Here is an 18993-nt window from a genome sequence, read left to right as displayed (position 1 = left end):
TGGTTCCGCTGGCAGCCACGATTCTTTTTACCGGAATTACTCCGGTAGTCGGCTCAGCCGATCAAGTTTCAGACGTACAGAAGGAAATCGATAGAATTAAGAAAGAAAGCCAGGCGGCAAAAGGCAAAATCAGCTCGCTCAATCAGCAGATTCATAGTATCCAGGCACAGCAGCAATCAACCCAGGAAGACATCATGAGCATTGACCTGAAGATGAATGAAACGCAGGCAAAGATCGAAGAGCTTAACAAACAAATTGAAACTACGACAGCAGATTTGAAAGAGGCGGCCAAACAGCTTCAAGAAGCCATTGCTCGTGTGCAGAAACGAGACAAGCTGTTGAAAACGCGCGTGTCGGCCATCTATGAAGCAGGTGATGTCTCTTATATCGAAGTATTGCTAGGTTCGCAGGATTTCAGTGACTTCCTTGAACGATTGGATGCGGTAAAATCGATCGTGGATCAGGATGTGACCATTCTCGAAGATAATAAACGCGACCGTGATATCATCGCTGAGAAGAAAAAGCAAATCGAAGAGCAATTGAAGAGCTTAAAGGCTATGCAGGCGGAAGCCCAGCAATTGGCTGCTCAACTGGAAGCGCAGAAGCAGGAGCGCGAACGCATTCTGAAAGAACTGCAGGCAAAAGAGGGGGAGCTGCTCGAGATTAAGGACGAGCAGGAAAAAGCATCGCTTGAGTTGGTCAACCAGTTGCAACAGAAGATTGAAGAGCAGCGCCGGGCGGAGGAAGAAGCGCGCCGGGCCTCCTCTTCTTCCGATGCGGGAAGCTGGTCGCCGCCTGTTCATTCCGGCGGGCAATTTGTCCAGCCGGTGAATGGCCCGATCACTTCTCCATTCGGCTACCGGGTGCATCCGATTCTGCATACGCGGAAATTCCATGATGGTACAGACTTTGGCGCACCGCAGGGAACACCGATTCATGCGGCTGCGGATGGCGTGGTAGCATCGACCGGCTACATGAATGGGTATGGCAATACGGTTGTCATCTATCACGGAAACGGCTTAAGTACGCTGTATGCTCACATTCGTCACGGCGGAATCGTGGTATCCGAAGGACAATCGGTCCGCGCAGGACAAAAGATTGCGGAGGTTGGCTCTACAGGTCGTTCTACGGGTCCGCATCTGCACTTTACGGTTATCAATAACGGTCGGAAAGTCGATCCGATGTCATACTTACGGTAATTTTGCTATGGCGGATATATCTCGGATATGTCCGCCATATACTATATAAGGCAAGCTTGACAGCCCGGCTTAATGTTTGTGGTATGAATTTATTGGAGAAAAACAGAAAAGAGCAGGAGAAAAAATGCTGAAATGCCCTGCGCCTCGGCTGGAGTAGAGTTTTTTGGCTCTGTTTTCTCTTTCTTTCTTCTTCATCTTTTCATAACTTTCGCTCCACGAAAGCGTGTCAATATATCAAGGTAAATAAACTGTAAAGGTGGTGCTCGTATTTGTATATAAAACGCCGTACGCTTTTTATTATGCTTTTGCTGCTCGTTGCCTCTACCAGCATTGTAACGCTCGCAGCCGCGAAATTTTTCGGACAGGCTTCCGGAACACAGGGCAGCGTACCGCAGGGACAGGACCCGCAAAAGCAGGCCGCGGCCCAAGACCCTGAATTGGCTAAAGTATACGAAGCGTATCAATTAATAGAGAATGCCGCGCTCGAAAAGCAAGAGAAGGCTGAGTTGATTGACGGCGCAATTGAAGGGATGGTCAAGACGCTGGATGATCCGTTCTCTGATTATATGAACCAAAAGGAGACGAAGGACTTCAATTCTTCCCTGCAATCTACGTTTGAGGGAATCGGAGCGGAAGTAACGCTGAAAAATGAAAGGGTCACAATCGTTTCTCCGTTTAAAGGATCGCCGGCTGAAAAAGCAGGCCTCCGTCCGGAGGATCAGATTTTGAAGGTAAACGGCAAAAGTTTGCAGGGACTGAGTCTAAGCGATGCTGTCATGCACATTCGCGGTCCGAAGGGGACGAAAGCGGAGCTTGAAATTATGCGTCCGGGGCTTTCGGATCCGATGCTTGTTACCGTCGTTCGTGACGATATCCCGGTGGAAACCGTGTACAGCGAGACGGTTGAACGGAACGGCAAGAAATACGGGAAACTGGAAATTACGCAGTTCTCCCAGAATACCGCCAAGCACTTTGCCGCGGAATTGAACAAACTGGAGAAACAGGGCATTAACGGTTTGATTGTCGATGTCCGGGGCAATCCGGGCGGTCTGCTCGATTCAGTGGTCGAAATCGGCAATCTGCTTGTGCCGAATAAAGGCGTTATCCTGCAGGTACAGTACAGTGACGGCAAAAAAGAAGTATTCCGTTCCGAAAAAGGAGAAGCCAAATATCCGGTTGTCGTACTCACGGATAAGGGCAGCGCCAGCGCTTCGGAAATTCTGGCCGCCGCACTGCAGGGCAGCGGCTATAAAGTAGTCGGAACAAACTCATTCGGAAAAGGCACCGTGCAAAATACAATACCGCTTGAAGATGACAGCCAGCTGAAGATTACGGTGGCCAAATGGTTGACGCCGGAAGGCAATTGGATTCATAAAAAAGGCATTGAGCCGGATGTAAAGATTGATCAACCCGATTATTTTAATGCCGCTCCGCTGCCGACCAAAGTGGAACTGGGACGCGATATGAACAGCTCGGATGTGAAGAATCTGCAGTTGATTCTCAAAGGATTGGGTCAACCGCCGGGCCGGACGGACGGTTACTTCGACAGCCGGACCGAAACTGCCGTGAAAGCATTCCAGAGTCTGCACAAGCTTCCGGTGACCGGCAGGGTAGATAAAAAGACCGCAGGTGTCATGCAGGAGGAGCTGATCAAACGGATTCAGGACCCGAAGAATGATTTGCAGCTGCAAGCGGCACTTGAAGTAATATCCAGGGAATCAAATTGAAAATAAGGCAGGGTTCGCACTGCCGTTTGTAGAATTGTACAACCACGGCCTTTATGTCGTGGTTTTTTCTTTTTATACTGAATAGTGGGGGAAGCGAGAGCTTTTCTGGCCGAACGACAAAAAAGGGAAAGCAGGCGTAAGTATTGCTCGATTTTAGATTCGGAGGATAGAAAATGGATGATTGGTCAGGATTTGTTGTTGATTTGTTGATACAGATTCCTAAATTTTTGATAAGTCCGGCTTTGTATGTGTTTGCGCTGCTGTTATTCTGGGCATACCGTAAGCAGATTGTGCAGGAGCGCAGGCTGTTCCATGCACGGGTGACTTCGGGAGCGGGAGAGCTGGTGCGCGCGCTGCTGTTCGGTGCGGCAGCGGGCCTGGGCGCTTCTCTTGTGCTGCTCGCCATCGGTGCGGCACCTTCTTATCACGATATTGTTTTGCTATGGATTTTAAGTGCTCTTTTGGCATTCGTTCACATTCGCTTTTTGTCTTTCGCCTATAGCGGTGGTTTGCTGTCCGTGCTGTCCGCGTTGGCGAAGCTTGTGCCTTCGGATGGTTTGAATGGGTGGTTTAAAACAGTGGTTGTATGGCTGCAGGAGGTGAACATCCCGGCCATCCTCGCGCTGGTCGCCGTATTGCATATCGCAGAAGGCATTCTTATTCGTGCCGTGCCGAAGCAGGGACTATCTCCGGTCCTCATTAAGAGCCAGCGCGGTCGTGTTGTCGGCGCGTATGCGATACAGAAATACTGGCTTATCCCGGTCGTTCTGTTCGTGGCGGGGGATGCAGCCGGTATTTACACGCCGGATGTGCCCGGCTGGTGGCCGTGGTTCTATGCGGGTGCAGCTGCACTGAGCCTGCTTCCGGTTCCGTCTGTAGCAGGGTATGCGGATTTGGCGGTGTTGTCCACGCCCCAGGAAAAAGCGCAGTGGGCGGGTAAAATGATTGTGTGGCTCGGCGTAGCATTGCTTGTGCTAGCGTATCTGGGAACGTTCTGGCTTCCTTTTGCCGTTCTTGGCAGCCTGCTGGCACTGGCCGGGCATGAAGCGCTGCGTATCTACGGTGAATGGCAGCGTCGTGTTCATACGCCGCTATATGTACAATTGAAGAAAGGTGTGCGCGTACTGGCGGTTGTGCCCGGCAGTCCGGCCGATGAGATGGAGATTGTGACGGGAGATGTTATTCTGCGAGTGAACGGACACGAGATCCACGGCAAGGAGGAGATTTACCCGGCATTGCAGCAGCAATCGGCTTTCTGTAAAATGGAAGTAATGAATAAAGAAGGACATATCAAATACGTTCAGCGTTCCGTGTATCAGGGAGACCATCATCAACTGGGATTGATTGTGGCACCTGACGCCGCGGCGGATGAGTATGTAGAGCAGGGATACAGCCGGTTATTCGGGCTGTTCCGCAAGGTGAGAACGCGCCGCAACGCTGAGTCGAATGAGATGCCCCTCGAGCAGGGAAAGGATGTATCGTTATGATCGCAAAATATATCATTGCGCTGATTGTTCCGTTTATTCTTGCCGCGGTGATTTCTCGTGTGTCATTGAATATCTGGGTCGGCGCCATTGCCACACTGGGCATCATGATGGCCGTTTTCAACGGACCGTACCAGCCGCTTCCGGTAGTTTTGCTTGGCGTAGTCAGCGGTCTCGTCGGCACGTATGTCGGGTACCGTTGGATTCGAGGAATTAGCTTGACGGAGTAGAGGGTTTTTTTGTAGTAGATGAAGGTTGTTATACTTCGTTATTTGTGTTAATGTAGTTTATAAGTTATATAATATTTACGCGGGAGCTTGAGGAATCAGGCTGAGAGGATAACTAATCTGTTATCGACCGTTGAACCTGAACTGGATAATGCCAGCGGAGGGATGAGTGACACTTCATGTTTATATTGCATGGGGTACGTGTATCCAAAGCCGCATTTTCTATGCGGCTTTTTTAATCATATACGTCCTCCTTCCGCCTCCATAGAGGGTTCTAAATACTTCGAATTTTCTAACCAAGGAGGCTATTTTTATGTCCAAATCGATTGAAACCGCAGTTTCTATCCCGAATCTTGAGAAGTTTCCGGGCAGTAAAAAAGTATACATAGAAGGGTCCAGACCGGATATCCGGGTGCCTATGCGGGAGATTCAATTGAGCGAATCATCCGGAAGTTTTGGAACGCAGGTAAATGAGCCCGTTCGTGTCTATGATACGAGCGGAGTTTATACTGACCCCGGTTACTCCGTAAATATTCGTGAAGGAATTCCTGCACTTCGCCGTCATTGGATTCTGGAGCGAGGCGATGTAGAAGAATATGAAGGACGTGACGTAAGACCGGAAGACGATGGAATAAAAGGAGAAGAGGGTTCACCCCATCGCGAGGTTTTTCCTGGATTAAAGAGAAAACCGCTGCGGGCGAAAAAAGGGCAAAATGTTACCCAGCTCCATTATGCCCGCAAAGGTATGATTACTCCGGAGATGGAGTATGTTGCCATTCGCGAAGGGGTAAGTCCTGAATTTGTACGGAAGGAAATCGCGGAAGGCCGCGCCATTCTTCCTTCTAATATTAATCACCCGGAGAGCGAGCCGATGATTATCGGCCGAAACTTCCATGTAAAAATTAATGCAAATATTGGAAACTCCGCCGTTACTTCTTCTATCTCTGAAGAAGTAGAAAAGATGACGTGGGCGATTCGCTGGGGAGCGGACACCATTATGGATTTATCTACCGGAAAAAACATACACACAACACGTGAATGGATTATTCGAAATTCTCCGGTTCCTGTTGGCACTGTTCCCATTTATCAAGCTCTGGAAAAAGTAAACGGAGTGGCAGAGGATTTGACCTGGGAAGTCTACCGTGACACATTAATCGAGCAGGCCGAGCAAGGTGTAGATTATTTTACAATCCATGCCGGAGTTCTCCTTCGCTACATCCCGCTTACAAGCAACCGGGTCACAGGAATCGTGTCACGTGGCGGGTCTATCTTAGCGGCATGGTGCCTGGCGCATCATGAAGAGAACTTCCTCTATACGCATTTCGAGGAAATCTGCGAAATAATGAAAACGTATGACGTAGCCTTTTCCTTAGGAGATGGCCTGCGTCCAGGATCGATTGCAGACGCAAACGATGAGGCACAATTCGCTGAGTTAGAGACGTTGGGTGAGCTGACTAAAATTGCATGGAAACATGATGTACAGGTGATGATTGAGGGACCCGGTCATGTTCCCATGCATAAAATTAAAGAGAATGTGGATAAGCAGATGGAGATTTGTCAGGAAGCCCCGTTTTATACATTAGGGCCTCTGACAACTGACATCGCGCCGGGGTACGATCATATCACTTCTGCGATTGGTGCAGCCATGATTGGCTGGTTCGGAACGGCCATGCTCTGTTATGTTACACCGAAAGAACATCTCGGGCTTCCGAATAAAGAGGACGTACGGGATGGAATCATTGCCTATAAAATTGCCGCCCATGCTGCGGATTTAGCCAAAGGCCACCCCGGAGCGCAAATTCGCGATAATGCCCTTTCCAAGGCCCGGTTTGAGTTTCGTTGGCGCGACCAATTTCATTTATCATTAGATCCAGAACGCGCCATGGAATATCATGATGAAACCTTGCCGGCAGAAGGGGCAAAGACGGCGCATTTTTGTTCGATGTGCGGACCGAAATTCTGCAGTATGAAAATCACGCATGAAATTCGGGAGTATGCCAATCATCATGGATTAACGAACAACGAGGCGTTAGAAAAGGGATTAAAGGAAAAGGCTCAAGAGTTTAAAGACGGCGGCAGTCATATTTATCGGTGAGCGGATAAGGAGATGGCCTCTGTATGAGTAACAAAGCGAGTCAAATTATAAGTGAAATAAAAGAGTTGAAGGCCAAAATAGAGAGTCTAAAAGCAGAGCTTGCTGACCTTCAGGCAAGTTGCAATCATACCTATACAGGCGATGTTTTAATGAAAACCTGTACTCGGTGTTTGAAGTCAGAAAGTCGTTATTATTAATCTGTTCAGGCTATCGAGGTTTTTCGACAGCCTGGAAAAGCTGCTGACGTGACGTGTCAGCAGCTTTTTTATGCACACTTTTAAAATAACCGGAAAAGCAAAACGGAGCAATTCGACGAAAATGGAGATCATGATTCGAGAAAAACAGGATAGTTTTAGACAGATTATATTTCCGAAAATTCAATGAAATTTCAAATAAACCCCTCTAAATGTAGTTTTTAAATACAAAAATATGATTTTATGGGTATTTTAACCTATCAGAACAGTTTAATAATTAGTGATTTTATATCAATATTTTCCATGTAATATATTGTAAAATAGGTAGTACTTTAAATTCCAAATTGAGGAGGTTAATATAGGTGAACATCAAAAAATTTAAAAAGTTAATAGCTACATCGTTAACTTCATTGGCACTTACAACTGGTTTAGCTAGTGCCCCATCAGCTAACAAAGTTGTAGATTTCTAAAAGGATTTTAGCGTACAAACTCGAAGACAGTCATGAGGTGATTTTTCATGGCCATCTTCGTGCGCGATCTAACCAATGAAGAAGGAAATAAACTCGTTCGGATTGCGCGTAAAGGCGCAAGTTCGGTTGAGGTTCGTCGGACTCTGATTGTTTTGGCTTCTGCGCAAAAAATGAAGGTTCCCGAAATCTCAAAACTTTACCATATATCGGAAGAACATATCCGAAAAATCATTCGCCGGTTCAACGAGGAAGGCATGGCGTTCTTGAAGCCAAACTTTGGTGGCGGAACAAAAGAAGCTTGTCAAATCCATTAGCGTCGAAACCATTCGTGTGATTTTAGAGGAAGCCAACATTACCTATCCGCACACAAAAACCTGGAAAGAATCGAACGACCCGGATTTTGCGGCTAAAAAAAACGAATCCAGCAACTCTATAACAAACCACCAAAAGAAGGGCGGGTGATCTGCATCGATGAGTTTGGGCCTCTTTCGATCCAGCCACATAAAGGGAAAGGCTGGTATAAAGAGAAACACCCCCATCGTCTGCCTGCCACCTATACACGTCAGCACGGGGTGCGCCACCTTTTCGCCGCGTTCGACTTGAAAAGGGACAAGTTGTACGGCCATGTGTCGCAAACAAAGAAACATCAAGACCTTCTGCGCTTCCTAAAAGTCCTTCGCCGTCGGTTTCACCGGAGCGAACGGCTTTATTTGGTGCTGGACAATTTTTCGCCGCACAAACATCAGAAAGTGACAGCATGGGCCGAAGAAAATAACGTGGAACTTGTCTTCACACCGACGAACGCTTCCTGGCTGAACCGGATTGAGTGCCACTTTGGCCCCCTACGAAAGTTTGTGTTAGAAGGCAGCCACTACGCGAACCACAAAGAACTGGCACAGGCGATTCAAGCGTATGTACGCTGGCGAAATAAGAATAAACGTCATGAAGCCATTTTACGTGAGCAAAAGAAGATCAAGGTTGTCTGATGGGGCACTAGTTCCGCAATGGCAGAATGGAGTTCAAGTGTAGAATGGGGAAGTCAAACGGCAAGTTATGCACCAGATTACGGTAATACATCTTTCTATAAACAATGGATTTCATCGACTTCTTCATACTCAATCTCTCCCAAGGCAAGATTTAACTTTAATTCTTCTGCAATTACAGCAATACATAATTATTACAATAATAATTCATACTATTATGGTTTCGATATTGCTGTTGGGGATTATGAGACAACATTAGATGCTTATGATACTTTCTATACTACTTTACCTAACCCTAAGTGTGAGATTGAGGACGATCCGTACCCTTCCGGAAATGGATATTATGACGAAACTGAAGTAGTTTCCTTATCACCTACTCAAATGAAAGCAAACACGGATTATAGATTCGAATCCTATTTTTGGTTAACCGCTGGCGATTCTAATGCTAGTTTTGGATTTTCGTCATCAGAAAATAAAAGAAGTCTTACTGGAGAGTATAACGTAGTCTACAATAGCCCTCATCTTACAAGAAGTTACCCATTTTAAAAAGGAGGAATGCTAAATGAAAAAATTTAAAATAGCTGTTCTCACCACTTCTTTTGCGCTTACTGCTATATAAATTCACATTAAAGTATCGACATTTGTGTAAATTCTGGATGCACTGGGAAAACTGCTCCTAAGAAAATGTAAGGAGCGGATACACAATGAAACGATTAACCATTACAAATACGCACGGCTGGACTGTAAACTCTCTCCGTAAAAAAGAACGGATGCTAAAAGACGGCTTTCTCCGTCAACGAGTGATGGCGGTTCGTCTTGTGATGGAAGGATATCTTGGGAAAGAAGTCGCTGCCATGCTTACTCTTCACCGTCAATCCGTTGCCAAGTACGTCGCAAAATTCAATGAAGGCGGTTTATCTGAACTGCTCAAGCGTGAGGTTCCTTCTGGAAGAGAACCGTATTTATCGTCTAAACAACAAGCCGAATTAAAACGTGTGATCCTTGAAAGTACACCGTCTCAAGAAGGAATGGGTGTATATGCCTCCTGGGACAGCCGCATTCTCCAACAGTTTATTTTTGAAAAATGGGGGATTTCCATGAGTCGTGGGGGCATCATTCACATGCTCCATCGATTGCGTCTAAGTTATACACGTCCTACGTATACAATGGTGAAAGCAGATAAAGAAAAACAGGAAGCCTTTACACAACAACTCGATATGATTAAAAAAAACTCTTTACAGATGACATGATTATGCTGTACGAAGATGAAAGCCATATTCGTTCCTATCAGGCTCTTCACTCTACTTGGGCAGAAACAGGAAAACAACGCCAGATTCCAACGTACGGACACCATGCCCATGTTACGTTATTCGGAACCGTGAATGCGGACGATGGCGACTTTTTTTGCCTGCCATCTGAAACGTGTGATGCACAGGCTTTTTTGGATTTTCTTACACACGTACTCGAACGCTATCGCGACAAATTTATTGTCATGGTACTGGATAATGCCCGTATCCATCATGCCACACTTCTAGATTCTTTTCTGGAAGAATACAAGCATCGTCTGTTTCTGTTGTTTCTGCCACCGTATTCGCCTGACCTGAATCCAATAGAGCGAATGTGGAAATGGCTAAAAGAAGCCGTTATTTTTAACCGATTTCACAAAGATAAAAAAGCGATTCAAGCGTCTGTTACAGATTTTCTAGAGTGGGTTACTGAGTTACCCGAACAAATTTTACAGCGGATTGGCTGCGTTATCCCAAATGTCGAAACTTCAAAGTAAACTTATATAGCATTTTAGGAAGTGTAGCCTTCAATAAGGCAGATGCTTCACCAGAAAATTTTGATGCCATTGGTTCATATGAAAAAATCGGAAAAGATAAGAAAAAAGAAGATTTACTAAAGTATAAAGAAAACAATGAATTTAAGATAAATAAACTAGCTGCTGAAGTTAATGAAAATGACGAAATTTTAACTACTATAACTTTCAACAAATTTTTAAAGAAAGATGCTGTTGAAAAATTAGCTAAGAAGTATAACATCAAAGTTAAACAAATTAAGGGACGAGCTATCGACAAAGAAACTGGCCTTCGAGCTACGTTTGCTATATCCCCAGTAAACGGAACTCTTATTAATGAAGAAGTCCTCGAAATGGTAACAAGAGATTCTAACCCTAAAGGATTTATTGAAATAGTTGCAAAAGTGCCTAATAAAGAATTAGTAAACGTCAAAAAAGATGAAGACGTATTCCTTGCAGATGTTTCTGCTGATAATCATCTAATCTCAAATCCTAAAAATAAGACAATGCCGGGACTTTTTTGGGATTTAGAAGAAAATCAGATGGTCACTCAATAAAAAGACACAAAAAGCCCCATAACAATACGGGGCTTTTGCTGTTTAATTATATATGGGCCCTACCATGTTACGGAAGACTTTATAAGGAGGAAAAATCAATAATGAAATTAATAAAATTAATAAATTTCTTTAACGGGTTTATGCTAGTTTTGGGTTTATATTGCCTTTATCAAACTTATTTATTATATACTTTTGTACCTGATGGTGAACGAATGGGACTATACTTTTTAGGTATGGAAATAAACGACAAGTTACCAATAGAAGATAGGTTTACATGGGCAAACATCTTTGCAGCTATTGGCTCCTTTTGTATTCTGATTGCACTTATTTTTTCATTGGTAATTAAGAAAAATAAAAACTAATAGGGGTAACGTCACATGCCCGCCAAGTTAAGGGACAAAAACGCAAAAGAACGGTAATAAAAATGAAGGTAACAATAAATGAAACAGGTGTCATGGCCATTTCGGAATCTGACAAAACGGCAAATCATATACAAGAGAGAGTAAAAGCATTATCTGCCGAGCAATTAAAGCCTGGCAGCACAGTAACCGCTTGTTATGGCTCCCTTATGAACTTCAGCCTCCTGCCAATTAGCAAGGCCAATACCATCATTGTTGAGACAGATTAATAAGAAACAGATTAATAATATGAATGTGGTACATAAAAAGCGTCTTGAGGAAAGCACCCTTAAGACGCTTTTTGTACTCTATTACACGAAGAAGTATGGCTTAAATGCACTTTTTATCTCTGAGTCGAGAAAATAAAAAACGTTATATTTTAGGTTAATACCAAACGCGATTGTCGACCTTTCATACACAAAGGATGTCCGGGCGGGAGAAGTGACATGCCTATTCTTTCTTCCGTTCCGTGCTGCACATTTTGTCGGTGTCGTTTCGGCGAAATCGTGGCAGCGGACAGTCCCGGCATCCTCGGGGGAAAACCACACCGCATATAACCTGCTTTTTTCTCATCAGAACCTACGTTCGAAAAAATTATTGGAAATCATATGTTCGTATATCCAATTATGATATAATAAAATGCAGCATGATAACGAAGGAAAGGTGAAACCTTGGAAAAGCTGAGCCAAAAATTCGAGCTTGTCTCCGAGTACAACCCTCAGGGAGACCAGCCTACCGCAATAGCGAAGTTGTCGGAAGGAATTTTGAATGGGAAGAAGCACCAGACGCTGCTGGGGGCGACGGGAACGGGGAAGACGTTTACCATGGCCCAGGTCATCAATAAAGTCCAAAAGCCAACGCTTGTCATTGCCCACAACAAGACGCTCGCGGCGCAGCTTGCCAGCGAGTTTAAAGAGTTTTTCCCCAACAACGCGGTCGAATACTTCGTAAGCTACTACGATTACTATCAGCCTGAAGCCTACATTCCGCAATCGGATACTTACATCGAGAAGGACGCCAGCATCAATGAGGAAATTGACAAACTGCGCCATTCCGCGACCAGCGCGCTGTTTGAACGTGAAGATGTCATCATTGTTGCCAGTGTGTCCTGTATTTATGGTTTAGGTTCACCGCAGGAATACAAAGCGCTGCTGCTTTCTCTGCGGCGTGGTATGGAGAAGAACCGTGATGATGTGCTTCGCAAGCTGATAGACATTCAATATAATCGAAATGACGTTAACTTTACGCGCGGTACATTCCGCGTGCGCGGGGACGTCGTGGAGATTTTCCCGGCGGCTAACAGCGAACACGCGATTCGTGTGGAGTTTTTTGGTGATGAGATTGAGCGGATTACCGAGATTGACGCATTGACCGGAGAAGTGCTGGCAGAGCGCGAGCACGTTGCAATCTTTCCGGCGTCCCACTATGTCACGGGTCAGGATAAGATGCAGCGTGCCATCAAGAGCATTGAAGCCGAACTGGAAGAGCAGCTTGCGTATTTTAAAGAGCAGGGTAAGCTGCTGGAAGCGCAGCGCCTGGAACAACGGACACGCTATGATATCGAGATGCTGCAGGAGATGGGCTATTGCTCCGGCGTCGAGAACTACTCGCGCCACCTGAACGGCCTGCCACCAGGAGCGACACCGTATACGCTGCTGGATTACTTCCCGGATGATTTTCTGATTATGATAGACGAGTCGCATATTACGCTGCCGCAGATTCGCGGCATGTACAACGGTGACAAAGCCCGCAAGGAAATGTTGATTAACCACGGCTTCCGTCTGCCGTCTGCGGCAGACAACCGCCCGCTTACATTCGAAGAGTTCGAAAAACATGTAAAGCAAATTATCTACGTATCGGCAACGCCGGGACCGTATGAGCTGGAAAAGGCACCGGATTTCGTCGAGCAGGTAATCCGTCCGACCGGGCTCTTAGATCCGACGATCGACATTCGTCCTTCTAAAGGGCAGATTGACGATTTACTGGGTGAAATTAACGAGCGGATTGAGAAGAATGAGCGTGTGCTTGTCACCACGCTTACGAAAAAAATGGCCGAAGACCTGACCGATTATCTGAAAGAAGTGGGCATTAAAGTTCGCTATCTGCACTCGGATATCAAAACGATTGAGAGGATGCAGATTATCCGCGATTTACGGATAGGAACGTTCGATGTCTTGATTGGAATTAACCTTTTACGGGAAGGGTTAGATATACCTGAAGTGTCGCTGGTGGCGATTCTGGATGCAGACAAAGAAGGCTTCCTGCGCAACGAGCGATCATTGATTCAGACAATTGGCCGCGCCGCAAGAAACGCAAGCGGCCACGTCATTATGTACGCGGATAAAATGACGCAATCAATTGAGCGCGCCGTCGAGGAGACGAACCGCCGCCGTGAGCGGCAGATTGCATACAATGAAGAGCATGGCATTACGCCGCAGACGATCCGCAAAGCGGTGCGCGAAGTCATCGAGGCGACTAAAGCGGCAGAAGAGCAGGAAGAGTACCTGCCGCAGAAGGCGTACAGCAAGCTGAGCAAGAAAGAGAGAAAGGACGTCTTGCTGCGTCTAGAAGAAGAGATGAAGGAAGCGGCCCGTGCGCTGAACTTCGAGCGTGCGGCTGAACTGCGCGATTTAATTCTTGAGTTAAAGGCGGAAGGATGAAAAACGAATGAGCCGCGAAAATATTGTGATTAAGGGCGCACGTGCCCATAACCTGAAAAATATAGATGTGACGATTCCCCGGGACAAGTTTGTCGTGCTGACCGGCTTGTCCGGCTCGGGTAAGTCGTCGCTTGCGTTTGATACGATTTACGCGGAAGGACAGCGGCGTTATGTCGAGTCGCTGTCCGCCTATGCACGCCAGTTTCTGGGTCAGATGGACAAGCCGGACGTCGATTCCATTGACGGGCTGTCTCCGGCCATCTCCATCGACCAGAAGACGACCAGCCGCAATCCCCGTTCTACTGTAGGTACCGTTACGGAGATTTACGATTATCTCCGTCTCCTCTTTGCCCGCATCGGACGGCCGCACTGTCCGGAACACGGGGTAGAGATTACGGCGCAAACGATAGAGCAGATGGTGGATCGCATTCTGGGGTATCCGGAGAAAACACGCCTGCAAATTCTGGCACCGCTCGTACAGGGGCGGAAAGGCGAGCACGTGAAATTGCTTGACGATATTCGTGCGCAAGGATATGTGCGCGTGCGCGTCGATGGCGAAGTGCGGGACTTGTCGGAAGAGATTAAGCTGGAGAAGAACAAAAAGCACTCCATTGAAGTGGTCATCGACCGGATTGTTGTGAAAGAGGGCATCCAGAGCCGCCTGGCAGATTCGCTGGAAACGGCGCTTCGCCTCGCCGAAGGCCGGGTGCTGGTAGACATTATCGGGGAAGAAGAACTGCTGTTCAGCCAGAACCTTGCCTGTCCGGTGTGCGGCTTCAGCATGCCTGATCTGGAACCCCGTATGTTCTCGTTTAACAGTCCGTTTGGGGCATGCTCGAAATGTGACGGATTGGGCAGTCAACTGGAGGTTGATCCGGACCTGGTTGTGCCGGATCCTTCCAAGAGTGTAAATGAAGGAGCGCTTGAACCGTGGAACAGTTCGACTTCCAATTACTATGAGCAAATTCTTTCCTGCGTGGCCGAGCACTACAAAATCGATTTGGACAAGCCGTTTGAGGAACTGACGGAAGAACAGCGGCATGTTCTGCTGTTCGGCAGTGGAAACGAGAAGCTGCATTTCCGCTACAAAAGTGATTTCAGCACGACCGTTCGTGATACGTATATGACATTCGAGGGTGTCGTAAATAATGTGGCCCGTCGGTATCGCGAGACCGGTTCCGATTATGTGCGCCAGCAGCTTGAGATGTACATGAGCCAGAAGAAATGTCCGTCCTGCAAAGGCCATCGCCTGCGTCCAGAAGCGCTGGCAGTAACGGTGAACCACAAAAACATTGCGTATGTTACCGACCTTTCGATTGCGGATGCGCATGAATTCTTTGATGGCCTCGTGCTGACCGAGAAAGAAATGCAGATTGCCCGTCTTATTTTAAAAGAAATTAAAGCACGTCTGCAGTTCCTGGTGGACGTCGGACTGGATTATCTGACGATGAGCCGTGCCGCGGGTACATTATCCGGAGGAGAAGCGCAGCGGATTCGCCTGGCGACGCAGATTGGTTCCAGTCTGATGGGCGTACTGTACATCCTGGATGAGCCGAGCATCGGACTGCATCAGCGCGATAATGCCCGCCTTATCAAAACGCTTGAGCATATGCGTGACCTGGGTAATACGTTGATTGTGGTTGAGCACGACGAAGATACGATGATGGCGGCAGACTATATCATCGACATCGGACCGGGTGCCGGTATTCATGGCGGTAAGGTCGTATCCCAGGGGACACCGCAGGAAGTAATGGATGATGAGAATTCGCTTACCGGCCAGTATTTGAGCGGACGCAAGTTTATCCCTGTGCCGCTGGAACGCCGTCAACCAAACGGAAAATGGATCAAAGTGCTTGGTGCGAAAGAAAACAACTTGCGCAACGTCACGCTAAAAGTGCCGCTTGGTGTTTTTACATGTGTGACCGGCGTATCCGGCTCCGGTAAATCGACGTTGATTAACGAAATCTTACACAAGGCATTGGCCCGTGAGTTGCACAAGTCGAAGCAGAAGCCAGGTGCATTCCGCAAGCTTGAAGGCATCGAGCATCTGGATAAAGTTATCGACATCGATCAGTCGCCAATCGGGCGTACACCGCGTTCCAATCCGGCGACATATACGGGCGTGTTCGACGACATTCGAGATCTGTTCGCACAGACGAACGAAGCGAAAATGCGCGGCTACCAGAAAGGCCGCTTCAGTTTCAACGTAAAAGGCGGTCGCTGTGAAGCGTGCCGCGGCGACGGCATTATCAAAATTGAGATGCATTTCCTGCCGGATGTGTATGTGCCATGTGAAGTGTGTCACGGGAAGCGGTATAATCGTGAAACGCTGGAAGTTCGCTACAAAGGAAAAAACATTGCAGATGTGCTGGAAATGACAGTGGAAGATGCACTGGAATTCTTTAAGAATATCCCGCGTATTCAGCGCAAGCTGCAAACTCTTTACGATGTGGGTCTCGGCTATATTACGCTTGGGCAACCGGCGACAACGTTATCCGGTGGAGAAGCACAGCGCGTAAAATTGGCCTCTGAGTTATACCGTCGGAGCAACGGTAAGACGCTTTATATTTTGGACGAACCGACAACAGGACTGCATATCGATGATATTGATCGTCTATTGAAAGTATTGCAGCGTCTGGTGGATGCCGGGGATACCGTGCTGGTGATTGAGCATAATCTGGATGTTATTAAGACAGCGGATTATATCATCGATCTGGGACCGGAAGGCGGAAGCCGCGGCGGTACAATTGTAGCCGAAGGTACCCCGGAGGAAATCGTAGGCGTGAAGGAGTCGTATACCGGACATTTCCTTGCTCCAATATTGGAGCGTGACCGCAAGCGTTCCGAAGCGCGCTTGCAGATGCAACATATTCTTTGATGTATTCATACGGCAGTGAGAGGATAGAGGGAGTGAAAAGCAGAAGGTTAGAAGAGCTTCGCGCCAAAACCGAAAGAAAAACCTTCTGCTTTTTATCCTTTACTAAGAAATTTTGTTTGTAAAAATGTAGACATAAACGGATTTTAAATTGTATTATTATTCTAAAATTACATAAGGAAAGCAGAGAGGTGCGGAAATAGATGACTATTTTCGCTTAAAAGGGAAGACCGGTGAAAATCCGGCACGGTCCCGCCACTGTAAATGAGGAGCTGCTCTATGACATGCCACTGTTTCGATTCTGGAATGGGAAGGCGTAGAGCGGTGATGATCCATAAGTCAGGAGACCTGCCTCACTGTAAGGCACACAACAAACTCACGAGGATGAGGGGGTGTATGATCATTTATTTCACGAGTTATTTTTTGGGGCTATTTGTCGTGAATTTGCTAAGCACCTCTCTTGTAAAAAGAGAGGTGCTTTTATTGTGCCCGGTATTTACCTATCTTGAAAAAACGAATCAATAAGATTCATTAATGGCTTATATTTCGTAATGAATATGAAATAAAATTAGCTCGGAGCGATCTGTAAATAAGCCTCATTTCCCTTTGATGAAAGGGATTAATGCCTAAATCTTTTAAGATGTTACTATGTGAAAAATTGATTTTCTTGACAAAAAATAGAACCGATAATAGAATCCAAATAGTAATAATTATTATTTTCGGCATTATAATACGCAGTCAAGAGGAGAGTGGTTTTATCATGTATTTATTCCTGCACAAGAAAATCTGCATGATTGCATTTCTTATTTCGCTTCTGCTGTGTGCGGCGGTTGTAATGTCAGGTTGCAGCCAAAACGAACAAGTAAGTGGTAACAGCAAATCGAATGCTGGCCAACAGCAGGATACAAAGAATAAAAAAGCGACGATTATTTTTAATTTCAAAAGCGGGAGTCTCGATCCGCATAACGGCTTTGCAGCGCTTCAGGCAGGTGTGGTAGAAACGCTTGTTCGTTTGGATGAGAAGCTGGAGATCAAACCATGGCTGGCGACAAAATGGGAGGCCAAAGACGATCGCACATGGGTGTTTACGATCCGTGACGGTGTAACATTCCAGGACGGAACAAAGGTAGACGCTGCTGCGGTTAAAGCTTCATTCGAACGTGGAATTGCTGCAAGCGATAAATTAGTGAGTGCATTAAAAATCGCTTCGATGAAAGCGGACGGCCAACAATTGACGATTGTGACAAAGGAGCCGCATCCGGCACTGCCATCGGAGCTAGTCAGCCCGTATGCATCCGTGATTAGCGTCGAAGCGGAAAAGAAGATGGGAACGAAAGCGTTCAACAATGCCCCTGTCGGCACAGGTCCGTTCAAAGTGAAGCAGTTTACGCCGAATATTGAAATTTTGCTGGAACGTTACGATGGGTACTGGGATGGCAAGGCGAAATTGAACGAGGTGTCTTTCAAATTCAATGAGGACGGCAACGTAAGGGCGCTGGCATTACAATCCAAAGAAGCGGACATCGTGTATCAGGTTCCGGCCGAAACGGTCGAGGCTATTCAAAAAGACAGCCAGCTTAAAGTGGATTCGGTACCGGGGCTTAGGGTTCACTTCCTGCTGTATAACCATCAGAAGCCTCTGTTTCAAGATGTTAAAGTAAGAAAGGCGATTGATCTGCTGCTCGACCGTGAAAGTATCGCGAATGACATTATGCTTGGGAATGCGACGCCGGCCAATGGTCCGTTTAACACCCGTCTACCATTCGGAAGCAAAGAGCCGATACACAAGTTGAATATAGCCGAGGCGAAGAAGCTGCTGGAGGAAGCCGGGTTTAAAGCGGGAGCTGATGGAAAGCTGACGAAGGATGGCAAACCGCTGACGCTGGAGGTTCTTACATACAAAGGGCGACCGGAACTGCCGCTTATTGCTCAATTGTTGCAGTCAGATGCAGCAAGGGCCGGAGTGACTATGCAGATTAAAATGGTAGAAGATGTGGATACGTATTTGCGTGAGAATAAAGACTGGGACCTGGTGACGTACAGCAACCTGTCCGCGCCGCGTGGCGACGGAGGATTCTATCTGAATTCGGCTTTCATCCCGGGTGGATCGCTGAATCCGACCCATATCAATAATGATAAGGTAAACGAAGTTGTGGCACGATTAAACGCAACTGCCGACATGCAGAAACGGGTACAGTTAACACAGGAAGCGGTCAGTATTATTAACCAGGAGGTCTTCCATTCGTTTGCGGTCTATCCGAATATTATCGTCGGTGTCAACAAAAGAGTCGTCGATTGGAAGCCTGGTGCGACAGAATACTATATA

Annotated in this window: 17 protein-coding genes and 2 riboswitches; all 17 genes read left to right on the top strand. The window is 46.7% G+C overall.

What is annotated here, in order from left to right:
- On the top strand, window positions 1–1199 hold a 1199-nt coding region (locus tag ADA01nite_RS19110), incomplete at its 5' end, for a murein hydrolase activator EnvC family protein (protein ID WP_146812024.1).
- A gap of 269 nt (window positions 1200–1468) precedes the next feature.
- Complete coding sequence (locus ADA01nite_RS19105; protein ID WP_146812023.1) at window positions 1469–2926, top strand: S41 family peptidase; 1458 nt, start codon at window positions 1469–1471, stop codon at window positions 2924–2926.
- A gap of 173 nt (window positions 2927–3099) precedes the next feature.
- Entirely contained in the window at window positions 3100–4413 is a 1314-nt protein-coding gene (locus ADA01nite_RS19100) for a PDZ domain-containing protein (protein ID WP_146812022.1), read from the top strand.
- Complete coding sequence (locus ADA01nite_RS19095) at window positions 4410–4640, top strand: DUF2198 family protein (RefSeq protein WP_146812021.1); 231 nt, start codon at window positions 4410–4412, stop codon at window positions 4638–4640. The genes ADA01nite_RS19100 and ADA01nite_RS19095 overlap by 4 nt, the downstream gene beginning before the upstream one ends.
- Window positions 4641–4709: 69 nt before the next feature.
- A riboswitch (TPP riboswitch) is annotated at window positions 4710–4821 on the top strand.
- 129 nt (window positions 4822–4950) lie between these two features.
- Entirely contained in the window at window positions 4951–6732 is a 1782-nt protein-coding gene (thiC, locus tag ADA01nite_RS19090; RefSeq protein WP_146812020.1) for a phosphomethylpyrimidine synthase ThiC, read from the top strand.
- Window positions 6733–6755: 23 nt separating this feature from the next.
- Complete coding sequence (locus ADA01nite_RS22270; RefSeq protein WP_170230377.1) at window positions 6756–6929, top strand: hypothetical protein; 174 nt, start codon at window positions 6756–6758, stop codon at window positions 6927–6929.
- 514 nt (window positions 6930–7443) lie between these two features.
- Window positions 7444–7710, top strand: a complete 267-nt coding sequence (locus ADA01nite_RS19085) for a helix-turn-helix domain-containing protein (protein WP_146812019.1) — start codon at window positions 7444–7446, stop codon at window positions 7708–7710.
- 105 nt (window positions 7711–7815) lie between these two features.
- Entirely contained in the window at window positions 7816–8382 is a 567-nt protein-coding gene (locus ADA01nite_RS19080; protein WP_281286045.1) for an IS630 family transposase, read from the top strand.
- 18 nt (window positions 8383–8400) lie between these two features.
- Entirely contained in the window at window positions 8401–8925 is a 525-nt protein-coding gene (locus ADA01nite_RS19075) for a hypothetical protein (protein WP_146812018.1), read from the top strand.
- A gap of 158 nt (window positions 8926–9083) precedes the next feature.
- The gene (locus ADA01nite_RS19070; RefSeq protein ID WP_146812017.1) at window positions 9084–9629 is read left to right on the top strand and encodes a helix-turn-helix domain-containing protein; all 546 of its coding nucleotides are present in this window, start codon (window positions 9084–9086) and stop codon (window positions 9627–9629) included.
- A 2-nt stretch (window positions 9630–9631) separates the two neighbouring features.
- A complete protein-coding gene (locus ADA01nite_RS19065) occupies window positions 9632–10162 on the top strand; it encodes an IS630 family transposase (protein WP_170230376.1) in 531 nt (176 codons plus the stop codon).
- A 368-nt stretch (window positions 10163–10530) separates the two neighbouring features.
- The gene (locus ADA01nite_RS19060) at window positions 10531–10734 is read left to right on the top strand and encodes a hypothetical protein (RefSeq protein WP_146812015.1); all 204 of its coding nucleotides are present in this window, start codon (window positions 10531–10533) and stop codon (window positions 10732–10734) included.
- A gap of 101 nt (window positions 10735–10835) precedes the next feature.
- Window positions 10836–11096: a hypothetical protein gene (locus tag ADA01nite_RS19055; RefSeq protein ID WP_146812014.1), complete on the top strand. Its 261-nt coding sequence runs from the start codon at window positions 10836–10838 to the stop codon at window positions 11094–11096.
- A gap of 62 nt (window positions 11097–11158) precedes the next feature.
- Window positions 11159–11362 carry a hypothetical protein gene (locus tag ADA01nite_RS19050; protein ID WP_146812013.1) on the top strand — a complete coding sequence of 68 codons (204 nt, stop codon included), beginning with the start codon at window positions 11159–11161 and terminating at the stop codon, window positions 11360–11362.
- A gap of 450 nt (window positions 11363–11812) precedes the next feature.
- Window positions 11813–13792 carry an excinuclease ABC subunit UvrB gene (uvrB, locus tag ADA01nite_RS19045; RefSeq protein WP_146812026.1) on the top strand — a complete coding sequence of 660 codons (1980 nt, stop codon included), beginning with the start codon at window positions 11813–11815 and terminating at the stop codon, window positions 13790–13792.
- A 7-nt stretch (window positions 13793–13799) separates the two neighbouring features.
- Window positions 13800–16670 carry an excinuclease ABC subunit UvrA gene (uvrA, locus tag ADA01nite_RS19040; protein WP_146812012.1) on the top strand — a complete coding sequence of 957 codons (2871 nt, stop codon included), beginning with the start codon at window positions 13800–13802 and terminating at the stop codon, window positions 16668–16670.
- Window positions 16671–16839: 169 nt separating this feature from the next.
- A riboswitch (cobalamin riboswitch) is annotated at window positions 16840–17037 on the top strand.
- A gap of 390 nt (window positions 17038–17427) precedes the next feature.
- The coding region (gene nikA / locus ADA01nite_RS19035; protein WP_174760628.1) for a nickel ABC transporter substrate-binding protein at window positions 17428–18993 on the top strand (1566 nt) is incomplete at its 3' end.

Source organism: Aneurinibacillus danicus (genome assembly GCF_007991215.1).
GTDB lineage: Bacteria > Bacillota > Bacilli > Aneurinibacillales > Aneurinibacillaceae > Aneurinibacillus > Aneurinibacillus danicus.
This window is presented reverse-complemented; position numbering and strand designations above follow the sequence as displayed.

Bases quoted from the DNA above. Each gene is read 5' to 3' on its own strand.
- ADA01nite_RS19055 (WP_146812014.1), top strand. From the start codon at position 10,836: ATGAAATTAATAAAATTAATAAATTTCTTTAACGGGTTTATGCTAGTT.
- ADA01nite_RS19075 (WP_146812018.1), top strand. From the start codon at position 8,401: ATGGCAGAATGGAGTTCAAGTGTAGAATGGGGAAGTCAAACGGCAAGT.
- thiC (WP_146812020.1), top strand. From the start codon at position 4,951: ATGTCCAAATCGATTGAAACCGCAGTTTCTATCCCGAATCTTGAGAAG.
- ADA01nite_RS19060 (WP_146812015.1), top strand. From the start codon at position 10,531: ATGGTAACAAGAGATTCTAACCCTAAAGGATTTATTGAAATAGTTGCA.
- ADA01nite_RS19085 (WP_146812019.1), top strand. From the start codon at position 7,444: ATGGCCATCTTCGTGCGCGATCTAACCAATGAAGAAGGAAATAAACTC.
- ADA01nite_RS19095 (WP_146812021.1), top strand. From the start codon at position 4,410: ATGATCGCAAAATATATCATTGCGCTGATTGTTCCGTTTATTCTTGCC.
- ADA01nite_RS19070 (WP_146812017.1), top strand. From the start codon at position 9,084: ATGAAACGATTAACCATTACAAATACGCACGGCTGGACTGTAAACTCT.
- ADA01nite_RS19100 (WP_146812022.1), top strand. From the start codon at position 3,100: ATGGATGATTGGTCAGGATTTGTTGTTGATTTGTTGATACAGATTCCT.
- uvrA (WP_146812012.1), top strand. From the start codon at position 13,800: ATGAGCCGCGAAAATATTGTGATTAAGGGCGCACGTGCCCATAACCTG.
- ADA01nite_RS19050 (WP_146812013.1), top strand. From the start codon at position 11,159: ATGAAGGTAACAATAAATGAAACAGGTGTCATGGCCATTTCGGAATCT.
- ADA01nite_RS22270 (WP_170230377.1), top strand. From the start codon at position 6,756: ATGAGTAACAAAGCGAGTCAAATTATAAGTGAAATAAAAGAGTTGAAG.
- ADA01nite_RS19065 (WP_170230376.1), top strand. From the start codon at position 9,632: ATGCTGTACGAAGATGAAAGCCATATTCGTTCCTATCAGGCTCTTCAC.